The organism is Zobellia uliginosa, from assembly GCF_900156625.1.
Lineage (GTDB): Bacteria > Bacteroidota > Bacteroidia > Flavobacteriales > Flavobacteriaceae > Zobellia > Zobellia uliginosa.
Map to the genome: position 1 here is coordinate 73,043 of NZ_FTOB01000003.1, position 18,961 is coordinate 92,003.

Here is an 18,961-nt window from a genome sequence, read left to right on the forward strand (position 1 = left end):
GTTAAAAATGAAAGGCGGGGGGCGGGGTGTAATTTATAATCTATTTTTCTGCGGGTAAAAGGCGCTAAAATGGGATGTTGTTCGTTCATGTAATTCAAATGACCGATTGGCAGTCGATGGTAAAATCAATTTGTTCTTGCTTGATGAACTTATTTCTATTTTATTCAGATTTTAAAAAAGCAAATTTTTGTGCTTTTTTTAACTTTAGCGTAGGAAATTACAAAATAAATAACTAAATTTATCTTCCAAATTATAACATATGCTATTCTATGATATGTTGGTATTGTAGAATTTAGAGTAATTTAACCTAAATAAATCCCCGAAAAACCCAAACCGTTATGGAATACATTCTCTTCTTTATTTGGCTTTCTTTTATGTCCATCTTATTATACAGAGTTATATCGGCTCGGAAAGCGCTAAGAAAATTACTTAAAGCGGAGAAATAAATATCTGCGATTACAATTGAATTACCTTCTGCGGTAAGCCTGTATTACCGTATCGTATCTTGCGCCATTCAGCAGTGTCGCTAATGATGCCCTGCCACGGCCCTGGTCGCCCTAAGCCCAACTTCTAAGCATGGCCATCAAACCTTGGATCAACGTCTTCATAAGTAGTCTGTGGGCTAATTGCTAAGTATTTGGGGAAATGTACTATAGCAGTGTATCCGTTGCGCTAAAGCCTTCTTTTGTCTGTGTGGTAAAAAAAATAGCCGCCTGTACTTGAATCTCCTTTCAAAACGGGAAAGGAATCGCAATAGATACTATCCGTTGATGATAGGGATCTTAGTACTGAAAGTCCCGACTCCCAATCACTTTATTATTTAAAAGCAATTGCCGTGCATTACTTTTTTAAGCCAGTAATTTATGCATATGGAACAGCGCTTGCGGTTTTCCGGGGCTAAATTGCCCTGTGTATAATCATTGCCGGCCAAGATCTATTTATAGCGGGCGATTTAAAGCGTATAATGGCCCATATCAACAAAATTTTAATGCTGGCACTGTGCCTTGTCCATAGCGGTCAATTAATGGCGCAAAAGCAAGCGCAAGGTAGTCAAGATTCCATTGTCAAAAACCTTAAGGTTTCCGCATTTCCCGTAGCGTTTTACACCCCCGAAACGGCATTTGGTTTTGGGGGAATCGGTATCGCCAATTTTTGGCTGAAGGGGGAACAAAGGGAAACCCGGCCTTCATCGGTACAACTGGGGTTGAGTTATACGACCAAAAGTCAGCTGTTGCTCTATATGCCCTTTGAATTCTATAAGAAAAATGAGCGCTGGCGTTTGTTGGGGGAACTGGGTTTTTATAAGTATTTCTACAATTTTTATGGGGTAGGGATAGATAGTAGGGAGGAAGATGAGGAAACCTATGAGGTTACTTTTCCCAGGGCACGCTTGGCGCTGATGCGTGATGTATGGCCAAATTTCTACGTCGGGATAGGCTATGAATTCGATAGCTTCAGTAGTTTGAAAATTGAGGAAGGTGGAATTTTGGAAGCCTCCGATGTGCCGGGAAAACGAGACGGAACCCTATCGAACATTGGTATTCGCGTTTTTTATGATACACGTGACAATGTATTCTTTCCGACGGAGGGGGTATATATTCAAGGTAATTTGTTTACCTCAAGCAAGATCTTGGGGGCAAGTTTTAAATATTCGAAGTTCGAGCTCGACAGTCGCTATTACCAAAAGGTCGGTAAAAAACAGGTTATAGCCGCTAACCTATTCTTGGGAGGCAGTAGTAAAAATACCCCATTTTACGATTTGTTCTATTTGGGGTCAAAACGGACACGTGGAATCAATAACCGTCGCTTTCAAGATACTTCGGAACTGAGTATGGTTTTGGAATATAGGTTTCCTATAGCAGGAAGGTTCGGGGGAGCCGTCTTTGGTTCTTCGGGTACTGTGACTCCTACTTTAAATGAGGCCTTCTCTTCAGCATATAAAAATGCCGGTGGTGTTGGAATACGGTATATAATCAACAAAAGGGATGGGGTGCGTATTCGCGCCGACTACGGTATGTCTGGCGAGGGCGGTAATTTTTACTTTACCATTAAGGAAGCTTTTTAAGAATATCGTCCCCTGTATAGGGTGTTTAAGGAATAAAAAAAGCCACTTTTACAGTGGCTTTTTTGATGGGGTATTACCTCGTTTATTTGGTGATTCCTGCACAAGCTATCCGTGAACCGGCATCGCCACTTGGTTGCGATGTAAAGTCATCTTGACCTTTGTGTACGATTACTGAGCGACCTATAATCTTCTTGTTGTCGTCGTTACAATCAATACACCACTCGTCCGTAGCAAAGGTAACGGTCGCCTGACCTTCCTGGTCGGCCGTAAAATTGCCTATATCACCTTTGTGGTAGCCTTTTTCAGAACCCCATTTGCCGTGGGCTTCCTTCGTAGGGTTCCAATGTCCGCCTGCCGACTTTCCGTCTTGCGATGAGCAATCGGCATTTTCGTGTAGGTGAATGGCGTGGGGGCCTTCGTCCAACCCGGTGAAGATGGCTTTCATTTTCACTTCACCGCCACTCTGTACAAATGAAATCGTACCGCTGACCCTACTGTTGCTTTTTGAGCTCATGTTGACCGTGAGGGTGTCGTTTACCTGGACCTTTGTTTTTACAAGCTTTTCTTCTGTTGTGTCTAGGCTTTTGCCCGAGTTGTCTGGGCTTCCGTTCGTATCTTTTTTGGCTTCTTTACAATTGAGCATGGTCAGGGCCATTACTATGGCCAAACTGAATTTTATATGTTTCATTGTGACTAAATTTTATGATTCCATCCGAAATTAACCAGAAAATAACCGTTTTTCGGCTGTGTATTCATATGCGGCATCATTCTTATCTATAGTGTCAAAAATGAAAAGGACATAAAAAAAATCCACTTTCCGTATAATCGGGAAAGTGGATTTTTTTAATCGTATTGCGTTAAGGGAGTTTGTTTTTCCCTCTAGGGCGTCTAGTTTTTTTGAAGTAACACTTCGGCGTGAACGGCTACTTCGCTCCAAGTTTTGCTAACCCCGTCTTTGCCGGTATGTAGGGCTTCGCAGGCTTTGTTGATAGAAGCTACGGCGTCAAGGGCGTCCCAGTTCTCAAGGTTCATAACGCCGTCAAAGGCCAAGGCGGTATCAGAAACGGCTTTATGTGTAAGGGCAATGTTTTCGGTCTTGCCGTTCAGGGTTACGTCAATAGAACACTTGTTATCGGCAGATACTTTAAAGACACCTGAAATAAGTTCGGTGTTTTCCATAGCGCCAAAGAAGAATTCCAAAATTTTAGGGTCACGGGTTCCAGTGGCATCATTAGTGAACAAGCTGCTCACCGGAATACTGAATTCAGTACCGTTTAAAGCTTCCAGGGCCGAAGCACCCTCACCGGCTTTAGTAATGTTTATTTTGGTGAACTTACCGCCAACAGGTAATTTTTCGGTAGTCTTATATGCCGTGAAGCTAACCTTTGTAGAGTCTTGTACTAGGTTATAGGTTTCCGTAGCGGCTTGTGCCTCGGTACTTTGTTCAGTGTTTTCCTTTTTGGCGTCTTTACAGCTAAAAGCACCAACTAACAATAGCCCAAGGGCTAAAAGTGTAATTTTTTTCATGTTCACTGTGAATTTTTAGGTTTGACATCAAAGTTAAACATTCTTACAGCTAAACCAAGGTGAGATCAAGACGATTTTAACACATAAGGGCCATTGTTCTTGTAGTTTGTTGGGGCGAAAGCTGAGATTTTTTAGTCAATAAGCTTGGTGATGACCTGTATTTGGCTGTGCAAAGTCTTGTGAACGGGACATTTGTCGGCAATTTGCAGAATACGCTTCTTTTGCTTTTCGTCTAGAGGGCCCGTTAACTTTATTTCCCGTTCAAAGGTGTCTATTTTAGAATCGTCCGATTCGCAATCCTGACAATCGGCCACATGGCTTCTGTTGTGGGAGGTGTGTACCTCTATATTGTCTATCACCCAAGCTTTTCTTTTAGCGTACATCTGAACGGTCATGGCCGTACAGGCCGAAAGACCGGCAGAAACAAGTTCGTACGGTGAGGGACCAAAATCATTTCCGCCGACATCTACGGGCTCGTCTGCGGTAAGGAAGTGATTGCCTACTTTCATTTGGGTCGAAAAACCATCGTCGTGGTCTAGGCTGGCCACAACCTGGTGTTTCGTCTTCGGTTCCTCTTTACGTGTCGTGTCGAGATCCAAATAACGTTTGGCCCATCCTGAAATGACCTCGCCCGCATAGAAAGAGTCCCTTTTGTTCGATAACAGGTGGTCGGCACCATCTAATGAAATAAAGCTTTTGGGGTGTCGTGCGGCCACATAGATTTCTTCGGCATTTTTAATTTCAACGGTGGTATCTTGTGGGGAATGCAATATCAGTATGGGTTTGCGGAGCTGTCCCAATGTTTGTGACAGCGGTTTGTGCTGCAGGTCGTCTAAAAATTGTTTTTTTATGGTGAAGTCCCTTCCGTTTAAGTTGACGACGGCTTTTCCGCTCTTTTCGATTTCGGGAATACCCTCTTGTAAAAGATGTTCTATATGGATAGGATTGGAAGGGGCACCTATGGTGGCCAAGGCTTTTATGGAGTCGATTCTATCGGCGGCAAATATTATGGCGGCCCCACCAAAGGAATGCCCGACCAATAGTGTTGGGGCTTGGTAATTTTTTTCAAGGTAATCGGAGGCGGCGATCAAATCTTCAACGTTTCCGGAAAAATTGGTGTTTTCAAAATCGCCGTCGCTTTCGCCTAAACCCGTAAAATCAAAACGAAGCACGCCAAAACCGTTTGACGTCAGGGCTTTACTGATATTGCGCACGGCCGTTAGGTTCTTGGTACAGGTAAAGCAGTGGGCGAATATGGCAAAATTATGTGGGTGTCTATTGGCGGGTAGTTCCAGTCTTCCTACTAAATCTTGCCCGTCCTTATTCTTAAAACGTACTTTTTGAAGGCTCATCTGTGCTTTTTTTTAGTGTGATTGGACCGCTAGCGATTCTTAGCTGCCACTATCGTTCTTTTTGAATATACCCCTTAAGTCGGGGTTGTAGGTCACACCTATCTGTAGCCTGTCGAAATTTGCGGTAGAAAAGTGGTTTTTTAAATATCCGGCCTGTACACTCAGGTTGTGGGTAACATTAATGCCAAGGGCCGCATACAAACGGTTTTGACCAAAAACTTCATCTTGTAGGTTCAAGAAAATCTCATCGTAAAAATTCAGGAAAAACACGTCGGTAAGGGGTAGTGTTACCTGTAGTCGGTACCTTGCCCGGTGCTGTGTATCAGTAGCGTCGCCAAAATCTAGAAAGCGTTGTTCAAGTCTATAGCGATGTTCGAACAAAAATTCCCAAACCTTATTTTTAAGGATCAATTGCTCAAAAATACGGTGCTCTTTAGTGTTGGTTTCATCGGGGAATTCCTCAAAACTGCCATCGGTGGTAATATAGCCATAGCCCATAGTGGCAATGGCGTTTGGGTTGAGGTGGTAATTGAGCCCGGTTCGGAGCAAAAGCTGATTAAAGTTGTCGGCCTGTTCAAAATAGCGCAATTGACCTTCGGTATGAATGCTAAATCGGTCGGAAATTTTATTGGTGCCAAAATACATATGCCATGTGCCGAGACTGTTTTCCCCGGTCTCTTGGGCATTGGCAAAAATTGAACATAGAAAAATAAGACTGAGTAGACTTCGCTTCATAAAAAATGAGGGATTTGGTTTAAAGAAAATAAGTTGGATCGTCAGTGACGAAAACCTTAAATATACCAAAAACTTTACATCATAATTCTTAAAAAGCTGTTAACCCATAGAGTTGAAAAAGACTTTACTGTTTTTAGTATGGGGAATAAAAAAAGTCCTGCTTTCGAATGACTATCAAACATTGAAAACAGGACTATGAAGAACAAAAATTAATCTATAAATTAATGTTCATGTAAACTGAAACCCTATTGCGGAGTTCAACCTTATCGTCGTTTAGGTTTTGGCTGATAGGCAACATACCCGTCAGGCCCAATGAATATCTGTTGTAACTGGCTTCAATGCTAAGTTTTCCTAAGAAAACATCACCTTTGGTATGTGCTACCTCAATGCCTAATTCCCTGTTACTGGCGTAAATTTCCTCGGAAACCCCAACTATGGGGGTTAGGGCAACATCGGAGATGTAATAGGTTTTAAAGGCGTTGATGCCTAAATTCAACTGGTTCCCAAATTGGTAGTCTTTTGGGTTCTTGGTTTTTATGGTGTAGTTGGCCATAGTGCTAATGCCCCAGTTCCTATAGGTGAAACCGTAATTCATGGCCAACACGTAATCCCAACTGCCGTTTCCCAATTGAAAACTTGGGTTTACACTACCTTCGTTATTGGCTTTGTCATATTTCCCGGTAGGCATTTTAATACCACCGCCCAGTTGAAAGTAGTGTTCGGGTTTTATGGAAACGATGCTGTCGGGTGTGGCCGCAATTAGATTGTAGAATCCGAGAACGCTAATATCGCCGAGGCCGCTGATGGTCTGTTCGGTATTGTCGGGTAGGCTTCTATTGTGAAATTGAAAGGGTACGATAACGTTCGCGATTATCCTTTTGCTAATCGGAAGGTTGGCCCAGGCCTGTATGGTGTTGAAGTTTTCGGTAATCCAAGGGGAATCGGCAAAAATTCCGTCACGTGATCGGTACTCTTGACCGATATAGCGCAGTCCGAAAAAATTATTGTTCAATCCCGTACCGTAGCCCATGCTTCCTCCGCTACTGCCACAGCCACAGGTGTCGCAGAAATCGAAATATTCACCATCATAATGAATGTGCGTAGCGCATCCGCTTGGGGTCGGGCCGTCAATGTTCGGCTTATCGTTGCCGTAAGAAAGGCCGGTGTAAAAGCCAATGCATACGAGCGTAAAAAAACGATACAGGTTTCTAGTATTCAGCAAATCGTTCGTCATTTATATAAGTTTCATCCGTTAATGTCCCTAAAAAGGCCAGCAGTACATTTTTTTCATTATCAGTTAAGGGAATGCCTAAACTACCCTCTTGTTTCAAAATGGGATCTAAAGTGGGGGAGTCTACGACCGACTCACTGTAAAAGTCAAGTACGGCTTCTAGTGAGCCGAACCTTCCATCGTGCATATAAGGGGCGGTAAGGGCCACGTTTCTTAAACTGGGTACTTTGAACTTGTATCGGTCGTCAGGGTAGCCGCTCACTTCTTCACGGCCTATGTCGTTGAGTGTTGGGTTGGGAGCTAATCCGTTATTTCTAAAAGCGTCATCGCTAAAAAGGTCAGTGGCATGGCAAGAGGCACATTTGTTCTGGAAAACGGAGAGTCCTTCAAGTTCTTCTTCGGTAAATGTTCCGCCTTCTTCTTGCCGTACGTACTTATCGTACTTCGAATCGGCCGAAATCATCATCACCATAAATTGGGAGAGGGCCTTGAAAAAGTTCTCGGTGTTCACTTCCTCATCTTCAAAGGCCAGGGCGAAGAGTTCTTGGTATTCGTCATCGCTCTTGATTTTAGCGATTACATTGCCTACCGTTTCGCCCATTTCAACCTCATTGGTAATGGGTATAATTGGAAATAGGTCTAAATGGCTTGTGGCGCCATCCCAGGTAAATTCTTTCATAAATGCCGCATTCTGTATTGCGGGAGTGTTTCTAACCCCTTCGAGGTCGTCTATACCGTGGCTGAATTGGTGGCCATGGTGTGTGAAAGCGGTACGTTGTTCATGGCAAAATCCGCATGAGATAAACCCATTGCTTGACAGTCGGCCATCGTAGAAGAGCTTTTTGCCCAGCTCAAAACCTACGGTAGTCGGAGGATTTGCCCCTAAGTCATAGATCGGCTCCGGAAAATTCGAGGGCACAGTAAATTCCAAGGGTTCGTTAACGGTCTGGTAGTCATCTGAGGACGAATCACAAGACCACAGCGCCAAGGTTACAAGTACTGCAAGTATACTGGATTTTTGCATCTTAACTTTAGTTGTGATAACCGGCCTTTATTGGGCCGGTTATCAATTACTGTACTTTTGGCTTAGTGTCCCCCTCCGTTATGAATGTGGTCTACTTCGAACATTTCTGAAGTATTCACGGCGATTTGAGGCGATTTTTCGGCATCGACCATAATCACCTGCTTTTCGGTAAGTGAAATACTGTTGGTGGCTCCTGCCAATATTTTTGAAGCGTCTATCTTTAAGTGGATATTCGAGTCGATTTCATCACTTACACGAACGTTCATCGGTAGTTGTAAAACGACTTCCTTGTAGTTGTCAAGTTCTGACCCGTGGCTACCCATATGAATCTTAAATTCCGTAGCTTCGGTAATGCTCTCCGATGTAAAGGTGCCTTCAAAGTTCAAGAATTTATAACCTGCTTGCCATGACCACATCATATTGTTCTCTTCGGCCTCGACGAGGAAATCGCCTTGTCCTTCAGAACCTTGAAGATATTTTTCTTGATCGACACCAACACCGAATTTCAAGGTTGTGTATTCACCGGCAGGGATATCGTCAAGTTCTATTTGGTCTTCCTCTTTTTCTTGGCTGATGATAAAATAACTACTGTCTTTGTCGTAAGTGTACTCTTCACCGTCTTTGTTAACAAACCTTACGTTGCTGATGATGTAGTTAAAACGGTTGATGGTGATCTTTTCACCATTGGCATTGGCCGCGTTTTCGACGCCTAACACTAGGTCGTTACCATTGTAACCGTTATCGAATTTTATAGAAATTTCACCGCTTCCTGTTAGGGCATCGTCATCGTTCATGTCGTCATCACTTGAACAAGAGGTCATAAAAAGGGCGAATAGGGCCGAAAGGGCCAATAAAGAATGTTTCATGGGTAAATATTTTTATGGGGAGGTAGACCTAGCAGCTTATGTTGATGCTATGTGTTCTAGGCATACCAGAACCCATCCGTATGTTATAATTTTATTTGAGCGACAAGGCTTTGTATCCTTAAAAAGGAAAAAACTGTCTATTTAATAAAGGGAAAATGCCCGCCCTGTTCGATTTAGGACACAGTTCGGCGTAGCTATCTTCTAAGGAAAGGTATTATGCGCACTCGGGAGGCTCCGACAGGTCGGATGTTAAAAGAAGCGAAATTAAATTCGAATCAATTTTGTAGTTTTTGATCGAAGGAATATCGGTATCCAAACCAAATTCTATTTGTAATAGGGATTGAAAGAAAACAACTGGCTGTATTTCTACTTTCGCCTGTTTTTCCCCAAAAGGGTTTTTACTATTTTCTTCGGATTCTTTGGCGAGTTGTTTGGCCAAGTAACATTTACCGTCACAATGAAGCATCGGTTTGTCACGGTTCTCGCAAAGTACGTTTTTGATATAGTCGTAGTTGGCGATATATTCCGCCACTGGCCAAAGTGGTTTGACCATCATTATAAACGCCACGAAAAGCACTACGTACTGTTTCATGCGGCAAAAATACTTTCTTTTTCCTTTAGACAAAATAGAATTCGCCAAAAAGAATCGTTTTTGTGGTTACGGTAATACCATATAGAGGCCTTCGTACGAGATATTTTACTTTTTTACAAAAATACCAAAGAGCTCCTTATCCGCTCTTGGGCCTATCGAGTTGTAGCATCGGGTAAAAGTAGTTGTCTTGAAGAAAGGGCTTAGGTAGGTAAGGTATAATTCTTTTGAGCCGCCAAAAGGACGTTTTTCCATATCTCCTGTCAGTGGAATATCGAACCAAAGGCCTACCAGCTTTCCCTTGGGTTTTAAAAGTTTGGCTATTTGTTGCGCATAGGCATTGCGGTTTTTGTCGGTAGGAGGGAAAGAACAGAAAAAGGTTTGCTCAAGAATAAGATCGTATTGCCCTTGGTGCTCAAAGAAGTTTTCCTGTAGCAATTGTGCTTTGGGGAAATCGGGATTTCTCTTGAGAAAATGTTCTAAAGGTATTTCCGAGACGTCCATCACAAAAACATTCCTAAAACCTTCTTTCCAAAGGTATTCGGCTTCATAGGCATTTCCGGCCCCGGGTATTAAAATAGAAAGGTTTTTGTCGGTAAGTTGGTCAACGTAGGCCTTTATGGGGGTAGAGGGGGAGCCGATATCCCATCCCGTATTGTGTTCTTTATACCGTTGCGTCCAATATTCATGTTGGTCGTCCATCGTAATTTTTGCTTTAAAAAGTAATCTGAATTTTCAAGTTAGTATAAAATCCCGGTCAAACTGTATTAATATTTTCCCAAAATTGTATTTCTAACACTTCCTTTTGGGCGATTAGAAAGCTAATCCTTACATTTAAAACTTGTTTCAAACTAAACCAAATAAGTCAAGCATTTCATTTATGAAGAAAACAGTATCCATTTTAGTCCTTATAGTAGGACTAATCCTTGCCGCTTGTGGTGATGGAAGCCAAAAAAGAGAGGGCAAACCCAAAGTTTTGGTTTTTTCAAAAACCTCGGGCTGGCACCACAAATCGATACCAGCCGGTATTGCCGCTATTCAAAAGTTGGGCGCAGAAAACGGCTTTCAGGTCGATACCACTATAAATTCGGAACTTTTTAATGAAGATAATTTAAAGCAGTATTCCGCAATTATCTTTTTGAGTACCACACTGAATGTGCTGGATGCCAAGCAAGAAGCTTCTTTTGAGCGTTATATACAGGCCGGTGGTGGTTTTGTAGGCATACACGCTGCAGCCGATACCGAGTACGACTGGGGCTGGTACACCAAACTGGTGGGGGCTCAATTTGCAAGTCACCCGAAAGGGACACCAGAGGCCGATTTTATCGTTACCGATAAAAACTTTGCGGCAACGGAATTTTTTACCGACTCTGTTTGGCATAGAAGCGATGAAATCTACAATTACAACAAGATCAATCCTGATGTGCACGTCGTAATGACCGTAGATGAATCTACCTATGAAGGTGGTACCAACGGCGATTACCATCCGTTCGCTTGGTACCATGAGTTTGATGGGGGACGGGCCTTTTATACAGGTGCGGGCCATACCGATGAAACTTTTTCAGAAGAACTTTTCTTGAAACATTTACTGGGAGGAATCAATTATGCCATCGGTGAAAACAAAGTATTGGACTATTCAAAGGCCACTACACAGATACCACCTGATGTAGACCGTTTTACAAAAAAACAATTGAGTGTTGGCGAGTTTTTTGAGCCTACTGAAATGGCCGTATTACCTAATAACGATGTGTTGATCGCGCAACGTCGCGGTCAGGTACTCCTGTATAACGATGCTACCCAAGAACTCAAGGAAGTGGCTTCGTTGGATGTCTACTATAAAACCTTGAACACCCCGGGGGTCAATGCGGAAGAAGGGTTAATGGGATTGCAGAAAGACCCTGATTTTGCTACGAACCATTGGATCTACCTTTATTATTCCCCTACGGGAGACAAGTGGGTGAACCGCCTGTCTCGTTTTCAATACAAAGACGGGGTTTTTGACCTGGCTTCGGAGCAGGTTATTTTGGAAGTGGATTCACAGCGTGAAATCTGCTGCCACACGGGAGGCTCCATCGCCTTTGGTCCTGATAAATTGCTCTACCTTTCAACGGGAGACAATTCTACTCCGTTCAACGAGAAAGGGGTAAAATATGTGAACAATGGTTATGCGCCTTTAAACGATATTCCGGGGCATGAGCAATATGATGCCCGTAGGTCTTCAGGTAACACTAACGACCTAAGAGGGAAAATCATTCGTATCAAAGTGAACGAAGACGGTAGTTATGATATTCCTGAAGGCAATTTGTTTGCTAAGGGAACAGAAAAAACAAGGCCTGAAATCTATACGATGGGGCATAGAAACCCATATCGTATTTCGGTAGACCAGAAAAACAGTACCTTGTACTGGGGCGAGGTCGGACCTGATGCGCGTAATGATCAGTTTGAAAAACGAGGGCCAAAGGGTTACGATGAAATGAACCGTGCAACGGAAGCCGGTAACTTTGGTTGGCCTTTGTTCGTTGCCGATAACAAACCTTATGTAGATTACGATTACGAAACCGGTGAAAGCGGCATTACTTTTGATCCCCAAAAACCTATTAACGATTCTAAGAACAATACGGGGCTCCGAGAGCTTCCTCCGGCAAAAGAGGCCTATATCTACTACCCTTATGTCGATTCCAAAGAATTTCCGGAAGTAGGGTCGGGAGGAAGAAATGCCATGGCCGGACCTACCTATTATTCCGATATGTATCCTAATGGAGGAGGACTCCCAAGTTATTTCGATGGAAAAACCATTATTTATGATTGGATGCGTGGATGGATGAAAGCTGTTACCTTCTTTGAAGACGGGACCTTATATAAAATGGAGCCTTTTGCTTCCGATATTAAGGTAAATAGCCTGATCGATATGGAAATGGGCCCGAATGGTAGGGTCTACTTGTTGGAATACGGTAGTGGTTGGTTTACCCAAAACGAGAATTCCGGTTTGAGTTATATCGAGTACAATGGTGGTAACCGTCCACCGATTATTGACCATATGGTCGTAGATCATACTTCGGGGAAATTACCGCTTACGATCAATGCCAAGGTAGAGGCAAGAGATCGTGAAGACGATGCTATTTCCTATGTGTGGGATTTTGGCAATGGTGAGAGCAAGGAAACTACTGAACCACAAATTAGCCACACCTACGACACGGCGGGTGATTATAGGATTTCCGTGGAAGTGAAAGACGATAAGGGCGATGCCGTAAAAAGCGATATGATTACCATAGTGGCCGGAAATTCAAGACCGGAAGTGACCATTGCTTTAGAAGGAAACGCCGAGTTTTTTGAGAAAGGGATTCCCGTGAAATATGAGGTGAAGGCCAAGGATGCCGATGGAGATACCATAGACCCCAAAAACATTTTTGTTTCAGTCGATTATTTGGAAAGTTTTGATGAGCAGAATATGTCACTAGGGCATCAGCAGGTTTCCGCAGCCGTAACAGGAAAGGCCCTTACACAGGGAATGGACTGTAAAACGTGCCATAAAGAGAACGGTCCGTCTATTGGCCCGAATTATAGGGCCGTGGCAGATAAGTATAAGAAGGACAAAAAAGCCAAGGCCTACCTGCAGAAAAAAATCGTCTCAGGCGGCGGCGGTGTTTGGGGTGAAGTAGTAATGCCTGCACATCCTAATATCACCAAAGATGAAACCCGACAGATCGTGGAGTACATCATGTCTTTGGCCGATACTTCGGTAAAGGAGAAGTCGCTTCCCGCTTCGGGTAGTATTGTACCGAAACCGACCAAAGATGACAAGGTGATGGTCATCACGGCAAGTTATACCGATAACGGCCAAGAAGGGGCCATACCGCTTACCGGTGTACAAACTGTAGTATTGAAAGAAAAGGAAGCAGCGGATACGTCTAAGTAAAACGTCTTTCCTTAAAAATAGAAAAGCGGCCTACATTTATGTGGGCCGCTTTTTTTATGGGGAGCAAGCAAATTACGCTAGGGTAAAACTTGCTGGTCTACGTAATAATTCCGGTCTACTTCTAATGTCGATAGGTCTCCATTCAGCTTTTGCTTTTTCCACTTTCCGGTAGGTTTGAGGATATGTGCCTTGCCATCAATCCAGATTTTTAAAGGCATATTAAATCCTGTGATGACGTTCGTATATCGGTATTTTATCTCGTTTCCATCTACCCCGTACTCGAACACGGGAATCTTTGCCGTACGTAAATATTGGTCGAACACCTTTGAAAGGTCCATTTTTGCGTGACGGGAAATATAATCTTCAATTTGATCGGTAGTTACCGTTTGATGGTAGAACTCACGGTTTAGCCCCCTAAGGGTCTCTCGCCATTTTTCATCGTCGTTTACTAGCTGTCTTATCGTATGTAGAAGGTTGGCCCCTTTATAGTACATATCTTTTGACCCCTCTACGTTTACGTTGTACGGGCCAATGATCGGTTTGTCGTTTTGAATGCTTGTACGGGTACCGATTACATAATCGGCAGCAGCCTCTTTTCCATAGTAAAAGTCGACGAACAAATTTTCCGAATAGGCGGTAAACCCTTCATGTACCCACATATCGGCCACATCTTTGTAGGTAATGTTGTTGGCGAACCACTCGTGTCCGGCTTCATGAATGATAATAAAATCGAATTTTAGCCCCCATCCGGTTCCTGAAAGGTCTCTTCCTAAATAACCTTTCATATATTGATTTCCATAGGTGACCGAACTTTGGTGTTCCATACCGAGGTAAGGTACTTCTACCAGTTTAAAACTGTCTTCGTAAAAAGGGTAGGGGCCGAACCAATGTTCAAAGGCCTTCATCATTTTTGGGGCGTCTTTAAAATGTTCCTTGGCCTTTTCAAGATTATCGCGTAGCACGTAATAATCCATGTCTAATATGCCTTTTTCCCCATTGTACTTTTCTCCAAAGTGTACATAGTCCCCTATATTGATATTTACGCCATAGTTGTTAATGGGGTTCGATACGAACCAGTGGTAGGTATTGGTGTCTTTGTCGACTTTTCTCAACCTGCCGTTGGAGACATCCATTAATCCTTTTGGGGCCTTTACGCTGATAAGCATACTGTCTACCTCGTCGTACATATGGTCTTTGTTGGGCCACCACACGCTGGCTCCCAGGCCTTGGTTCGAGGTGGCTACGAAGTCTTTGCCCTTATTGTCTTTTTTCCAAGAGAATCCGCCGTCCCAGGGGGCTCTTACCGCTTCTTTGGGGTGACCGGAATAGTATACCTTGATTTCATTGAAATCTCCCTTTTTCTGGTTCTTTTTCAGATGTACGAAATGGGCATTGCCATTATGGGCTACCTGTAGTTCTTGGCCGTCTTGGGTTACCTTTTCTATGGTCATGGGAGGTTGTAGGTCAACCTGCATGACTTGGTTTTTCTTTAAGACTTTATAGCGAATGGTATTGCTACCTGAAATGAACTTTTTGTCGGGGTCTACTGCCACGTCAAGATGGTAATAGTTAAGGTCCCACCATTCGCGTTCCGGGGTAATGCTTCCCCTCAGGCTGTCTTGTTCTGTAAATTGTTGGGCATAGGTTGCGGCGGCAACCATCATCATTGTTAAAATTGTTATCCGCTTCATTGGTATTGGGTATATGGAAATAGAAACAGGTGCAAGATAGCGGTTTCCCCTTTTAGGTTCCGCTCTTATGTAAAATCTAAAGAAAGGCATGCTTTGATAGAACGTTTTTCTTTAAAGAATGTATTACCTCTTTTTCCTGCTTTTTTTGTTTTGTATTTTGTCTCCTCGCTTTTGGGGTTTCTTGTATTTCTTTTTTAGTTTTCTCTCGTAGCTTTTTAGCTCCGGCTTTTTCTTGCGGTTCTTGGCCGATTTTTCATGAAAGGAGGCCCCGGCCTTGTGCGTTTGGTCATCGTCCAATTCATTGTTGGGGTCTATGGGCTTAACGTCTTCTTCGGGAGTGAGTTTTGAACTTATCTCCACTTCCTTTGGAAATTCATTGAAGGGGATGGCGTAATTCATCAACTCTTCAATGGCTTCTTTTAAAACCGTCTCTTTTTCATTATAAAGGAGGATAGATTTTCCCTTTTCCCCGGCCCTACCGGTCCTTCCTATACGGTGGATATAGTTTTCAGGATAATAAGGGGTGTCAAAACTGATTACGGTGCTAATTTTTTCTATATCGATTCCGCGGGATATAACATCGGTAGCAATTAGGATCCTGCTTTTACCGCTTTCGAATTTTTCTATAGACTTGGTACGATGGTTTTGCTCCTTACCTGAATGGATGACCGAGATTTCAGATTCAACATCGAGTACTTCAAATAACCTATCGGCATCGACCTTGCTTGCAACAAAAATCAAGACCTTGTTATATTCTTCACGGTCTTCCAACAAATGGTTCAACAGGTTGGCCTTGGTATAAAAATTAGGGGCCGCATAAGACTCTTGTTGTATGGTCTCTAAAGGTGTACCACTGATGGAGATGGTTTTTTTAACGGGGTTGATCAGAAAATCGTCCGTTAATTCGTCTACGTAGGTCGTCATGGTAGCCGAAAAAAGAATGTTCTGCCGTTTCCTAGGAAGGTATTCAAAGATGTTCTTTAACTGTGTTTTGTAGCCAAAGTCGAGCATAATGTCAACTTCATCGATTACTAGTTTTTTAACCGATTTGAGGCGTAAGACATTGGCCAGAACCAAGTCGTACAACCTTTGGGGTGTACCTACGATGATGTCTTGCCCCTCTGCAACGGCTCTTTTTTGACGGTTAATGTTGTTAGAGCCTCCGAAGACACCAAGGGTCCTTACGCTAAGGTAGGGTGTTAGCTTTTCTATTTCTTCTACGATTTGAATTACAAGTTCGCGGGTCGGTGCCAAAATGACCACCCGAGGATGTAATTGGTCCGAAAATTTCAAATCCTGTAAGATGGGCAGCAAGTATGCCATTGTTTTTCCGGTTCCGGTTTGTGCAATTCCCACAAAATCGGAGCCGCTAAGAATGGTTGAATACGACGCTTGTTGAATAGGGGTCGGCTTTTCAAACCCTAAATCAACAATGGCTTTTTTTAATTGTTTTTTAATCTTAAAATCATCGAAATTGTCCATTGTGTAAAAGTAATTAAGAAAAATCCTATTTGCGCGTGTATTTGTACTAATTATATGAATTATTGGGGAGATTGAAAGAATGGCGATATCGTTTTACCGATATGTTATCGAACACTCCTGTGCTTTCTTCCGAGCAAGCCCAAGAGTCCGATGAAAGGGCCCAAGGCCAAAAGGGTAAAGAGGTAGGTAATCTCAAAGGTTTCCGCTAGGGAGGAAAGCAGTTGTATGCTGAAAATGCTAATCGCAAAACCGATGCAATTCACGAGGGTCAATGCCGTACCCTTTAATTCGGGAGGAACCGAGGTAGCCACCAGGTTCGAAAATTGAGGGGAATCTGCGGTAACGGCCATTCCCCAAAAACACCATCCGGCCAAAAACAATCCCGTGGGAAGGGTAAAGAGTAGGGGAGAAAGCAGGCAAAAGAGGCCGGAAAAAAGTAGTGAAACCACCGCCACTTTTCGACTTCTACTACGCAAGGATAGCCATCCTCCAAATACGCAGGAAAATCCACCTAGGGCAATGATAATTCCTGTGGATAAGGGAACGGATAACTCCGAGGCCCACATTGTGTTATAGGTTTGAAGGGCAAGTGGGGTAAAGGCCCAAAAGGCGTAAAGTTCCCACATATGTCCAAAATAACCAAAAGCAGCCTGTCTAAAACCGTGCAATTTAAAAAGCAAGGGGCCCGCCCCTAGCGAAAGCTTGGAGCTGGGTTTACGGAAGGGTCCGTTGGGGACAAATGCCCATAGTACTATGCCTCCCGTAATGGCAAGGGCGGAGGTGATTTTTATGACCAAGGTAAAATCCTTGCCCAAAATAGTGCCGCTCACAAAATAGGGGAAGGCGGTTCCCAAGACAAGGGCGCCTACCAAATAGCCCAAGGCCTTTCCCAATCCTTTTTGGTAATAATCCGCCGCTATTTTCATGCCCACGGGATAGATGCCCGCAAGAAAAAATCCCGTGCCGAAACGGGCAAGGAGCAAGGTCCATTTCGATAAGGTTTCAGAGAGCAGTATAAAGTTGCAAAGCGCGGCTAAAAGGGAACAGATGAGAAACACTCGAGAGGGCGAAAATCGGTCGGAAATCATGAAAAGGCCAAAGACCAATGTGCCGATGATAAAGCCTAATTGTACCGAAGAGAGCACGTAGCCAATAATTTCAGGTCCTAATCCCGTTTTAAACGTTAGTTCATCTACAATGGCATTGCCGGCAAACCATAAAGAGGTACAGGCAAATTGCGAGAGGATGATAATGGGGAGTATGTGGGTGCGCGGCTTCAATCGGATTTATCGAAGAAAGGTAAGCTTGGCAATTTTGCCGTTTTCAACCTCGTAAATGGCAACGGCCCAAAAGGTTTTGCCGTTAGCGGTAACCTTCTCTTTGTCTATAATTTTATTGCCGATGATAATGCGATTCTTGATCTTGCAATGTAGGTCGGGGGTCGACTCAAAGAAAGCTTTGTACCGTTCCTTTAAAGCATCCTTGCCTACAAGGTTCGGTTCGTTCGGAAAATTGAATATTTGTATGTCTTCGGAATAGGTGTTCAAAAAGGCCTTTAAATTCCTGTCGTTATAGGCGTCCAATTGATTCTGTACAATGGCTTCGGGACTTTGTTCTACAACAAGGGACAAGTGGCTACCGTTGGGGCTTACGGCAATACGGCTAATGTTGTTCAATCCCTTTTTGTCCAACCGTAAAAAACGTTTCCATTCTTTGTTTTTCTCGGGGTCGATCTCCATCAAAGTCTTGTTGTCGGCCGCGATGATATGCCCGTTGGCAAGCCAACAGATATCATCGATATTCTTGAACATGGTGGTGATGGTCTTGATTTGGCCCGTTTTTGGGTTCAATGATTTTACTTTCCAAGGGTCACTGTTCTTACTGATAAAACTGATGAGGTTTTTGCCGGGAATTTTATGCAGCGAACGCCCCACGTTATGATAAAGGGTGTCATGGCTACTGTCCTTGACCTTCGAAACGACCAAACCTAGGCCTTCATTGCCCAGGGCAGCGGAAACGATGGTGGTCTCGTCGAACCAAACATGATAGCCTATTTTTAGGTCTTTGAGTATTTCGGTAGAAGAGCCGTCCCAAATGCTGTATTCATAGAGACGTTGGAGGCCCGTGGTATCCAAACGAATTGCCGAAAAGGAATTCTTTCCCGGAATTTTCAAGGGGGAGTATTCACTTCCTTGCGGCGTGTCGGAGATATAGGTGAGCGTATTTGTTTTTATGTCGTACTTGGCAATATCGGTCTGCCCCTTGCGGGTAGATGAGAACAATATCGTATTCTCGTTATAGAACGAAGGTTGGTTATCGTAGCCCTCATTGTTCGAAATGTTTCTGGGCTTGACCATTTCGGTCTTGCCGTTTACCGTTTTGATGTCCAACAGGTATACTTCCGTATTCTCTTGGGGCAGAACCTTGTTCAGGGAAAACAGCAAGACTAAAATGGAAAGGTATTTTATGCTCATTGGGTGGGG

Annotated in this window: 15 protein-coding genes; 2 read left to right on the forward strand and 13 right to left on the reverse strand. The window is 43.4% G+C overall.

The window, feature by feature from the left end; all coding sequences use genetic code 11:
• Positions 1-964 precede the first annotated feature (964 nt).
• Positions 965-2,065, forward strand: a complete 1,101-nt coding sequence (locus tag BW980_RS08850) for a BamA/TamA family outer membrane protein (RefSeq protein WP_076454891.1) — start codon at positions 965-967, stop codon at positions 2,063-2,065.
• An 82-nt stretch (positions 2,066-2,147) separates the two neighbouring features.
• Here BW980_RS08850 and BW980_RS08855 read toward each other — a convergent pair whose 3' ends face one another.
• From BW980_RS08855 to BW980_RS08895, 9 genes are all read right to left on the reverse strand, one after another.
• Positions 2,148-2,753, reverse strand: a complete 606-nt coding sequence (locus tag BW980_RS08855; protein WP_076454892.1) for a superoxide dismutase family protein — start codon at positions 2,751-2,753, stop codon at positions 2,148-2,150.
• 200 nt (positions 2,754-2,953) lie between these two features.
• On the reverse strand, positions 2,954-3,592 hold the full coding sequence (locus BW980_RS08860) for a hypothetical protein (protein ID WP_076454893.1): 639 nt from the start codon (positions 3,590-3,592) through the stop codon (positions 2,954-2,956).
• Positions 3,593-3,723: 131 nt separating this feature from the next.
• Positions 3,724-4,944: a bifunctional alpha/beta hydrolase/OsmC family protein gene (locus tag BW980_RS08865; protein WP_076454894.1), complete on the reverse strand. Its 1,221-nt coding sequence runs from the start codon at positions 4,942-4,944 to the stop codon at positions 3,724-3,726.
• Positions 4,945-4,983: 39 nt separating this feature from the next.
• Positions 4,984-5,679: a DUF2490 domain-containing protein gene (locus BW980_RS08870; protein WP_076454895.1), complete on the reverse strand. Its 696-nt coding sequence runs from the start codon at positions 5,677-5,679 to the stop codon at positions 4,984-4,986.
• 214 nt (positions 5,680-5,893) lie between these two features.
• Positions 5,894-6,913, reverse strand: a complete 1,020-nt coding sequence (locus BW980_RS08875; protein ID WP_076454896.1) for a transporter family protein — start codon at positions 6,911-6,913, stop codon at positions 5,894-5,896.
• On the reverse strand, positions 6,888-7,934 hold the full coding sequence (locus BW980_RS08880; RefSeq protein WP_076454897.1) for a cytochrome-c peroxidase: 1,047 nt from the start codon (positions 7,932-7,934) through the stop codon (positions 6,888-6,890). Before BW980_RS08880 ends, BW980_RS08875 begins: the two co-directional genes overlap by 26 nt.
• Positions 7,935-7,996: 62 nt before the next feature.
• Positions 7,997-8,800, reverse strand: a complete 804-nt coding sequence (locus tag BW980_RS08885; RefSeq protein ID WP_076454898.1) for an MbnP family protein — start codon at positions 8,798-8,800, stop codon at positions 7,997-7,999.
• Positions 8,801-9,014: 214 nt separating this feature from the next.
• Positions 9,015-9,392: a hypothetical protein gene (locus BW980_RS08890; RefSeq protein WP_083690439.1), complete on the reverse strand. Its 378-nt coding sequence runs from the start codon at positions 9,390-9,392 to the stop codon at positions 9,015-9,017.
• A gap of 105 nt (positions 9,393-9,497) precedes the next feature.
• Positions 9,498-10,091 (reverse strand): methyltransferase domain-containing protein, encoded by a 594-nt coding sequence (locus BW980_RS08895; protein ID WP_076454899.1) that lies wholly within the window; start codon positions 10,089-10,091, stop codon positions 9,498-9,500.
• Between the two features lie 178 nt (positions 10,092-10,269).
• Here BW980_RS08895 and BW980_RS08900 point away from each other — a divergent pair, with 178 nt between their 5' ends.
• Positions 10,270-13,305, forward strand: a complete 3,036-nt coding sequence (locus BW980_RS08900; RefSeq protein WP_083690440.1) for a ThuA domain-containing protein — start codon at positions 10,270-10,272, stop codon at positions 13,303-13,305.
• Positions 13,306-13,382: 77 nt separating this feature from the next.
• Here BW980_RS08900 and BW980_RS08905 read toward each other — a convergent pair whose 3' ends face one another.
• The 4 genes from BW980_RS08905 to BW980_RS22165 all read right to left on the reverse strand — a co-directional run bounded on the left by BW980_RS08905 (position 13,383) and on the right by BW980_RS22165 (position 18,952).
• Entirely contained in the window at positions 13,383-14,996 is a 1,614-nt protein-coding gene (locus tag BW980_RS08905; RefSeq protein ID WP_076455550.1) for a M1 family metallopeptidase, read from the reverse strand.
• A gap of 123 nt (positions 14,997-15,119) precedes the next feature.
• Positions 15,120-16,478: a DEAD/DEAH box helicase gene (locus tag BW980_RS08910; protein WP_076454900.1), complete on the reverse strand. Its 1,359-nt coding sequence runs from the start codon at positions 16,476-16,478 to the stop codon at positions 15,120-15,122.
• Between the two features lie 104 nt (positions 16,479-16,582).
• Positions 16,583-17,758 carry an MFS transporter gene (locus BW980_RS08915; RefSeq protein WP_076454901.1) on the reverse strand — a complete coding sequence of 392 codons (1,176 nt, stop codon included), beginning with the start codon at positions 17,756-17,758 and terminating at the stop codon, positions 16,583-16,585.
• A gap of 6 nt (positions 17,759-17,764) precedes the next feature.
• Positions 17,765-18,952: a nuclear transport factor 2 family protein gene (locus BW980_RS22165; RefSeq protein ID WP_083690441.1), complete on the reverse strand. Its 1,188-nt coding sequence runs from the start codon at positions 18,950-18,952 to the stop codon at positions 17,765-17,767.
• Positions 18,953-18,961 lie beyond the last annotated feature (9 nt).

Bases quoted from the DNA above. Each gene is read 5' to 3' on its own strand.
- BW980_RS08850 (WP_076454891.1), top strand. From the start codon at position 965: ATGGCCCATATCAACAAAATTTTAATGCTGGCACTGTGCCTTGTCCAT.
- BW980_RS08855 (WP_076454892.1), bottom strand. From the start codon at position 2,753: ATGAAACATATAAAATTCAGTTTGGCCATAGTAATGGCCCTGACCATG.
- BW980_RS08860 (WP_076454893.1), bottom strand. From the start codon at position 3,592: ATGAAAAAAATTACACTTTTAGCCCTTGGGCTATTGTTAGTTGGTGCT.
- BW980_RS08865 (WP_076454894.1), bottom strand. From the start codon at position 4,944: ATGAGCCTTCAAAAAGTACGTTTTAAGAATAAGGACGGGCAAGATTTA.
- BW980_RS08870 (WP_076454895.1), bottom strand. From the start codon at position 5,679: ATGAAGCGAAGTCTACTCAGTCTTATTTTTCTATGTTCAATTTTTGCC.
- BW980_RS08875 (WP_076454896.1), bottom strand. From the start codon at position 6,913: ATGACGAACGATTTGCTGAATACTAGAAACCTGTATCGTTTTTTTACG.
- BW980_RS08880 (WP_076454897.1), bottom strand. From the start codon at position 7,934: ATGCAAAAATCCAGTATACTTGCAGTACTTGTAACCTTGGCGCTGTGG.
- BW980_RS08885 (WP_076454898.1), bottom strand. From the start codon at position 8,800: ATGAAACATTCTTTATTGGCCCTTTCGGCCCTATTCGCCCTTTTTATG.
- BW980_RS08890 (WP_083690439.1), bottom strand. From the start codon at position 9,392: ATGAAACAGTACGTAGTGCTTTTCGTGGCGTTTATAATGATGGTCAAA.
- BW980_RS08895 (WP_076454899.1), bottom strand. From the start codon at position 10,091: ATGGACGACCAACATGAATATTGGACGCAACGGTATAAAGAACACAAT.
- BW980_RS08900 (WP_083690440.1), top strand. From the start codon at position 10,270: ATGAAGAAAACAGTATCCATTTTAGTCCTTATAGTAGGACTAATCCTT.
- BW980_RS08905 (WP_076455550.1), bottom strand. From the start codon at position 14,996: ATGAAGCGGATAACAATTTTAACAATGATGATGGTTGCCGCCGCAACC.
- BW980_RS08910 (WP_076454900.1), bottom strand. From the start codon at position 16,478: ATGGACAATTTCGATGATTTTAAGATTAAAAAACAATTAAAAAAAGCC.
- BW980_RS22165 (WP_083690441.1), bottom strand. From the start codon at position 18,952: ATGAGCATAAAATACCTTTCCATTTTAGTCTTGCTGTTTTCCCTGAAC.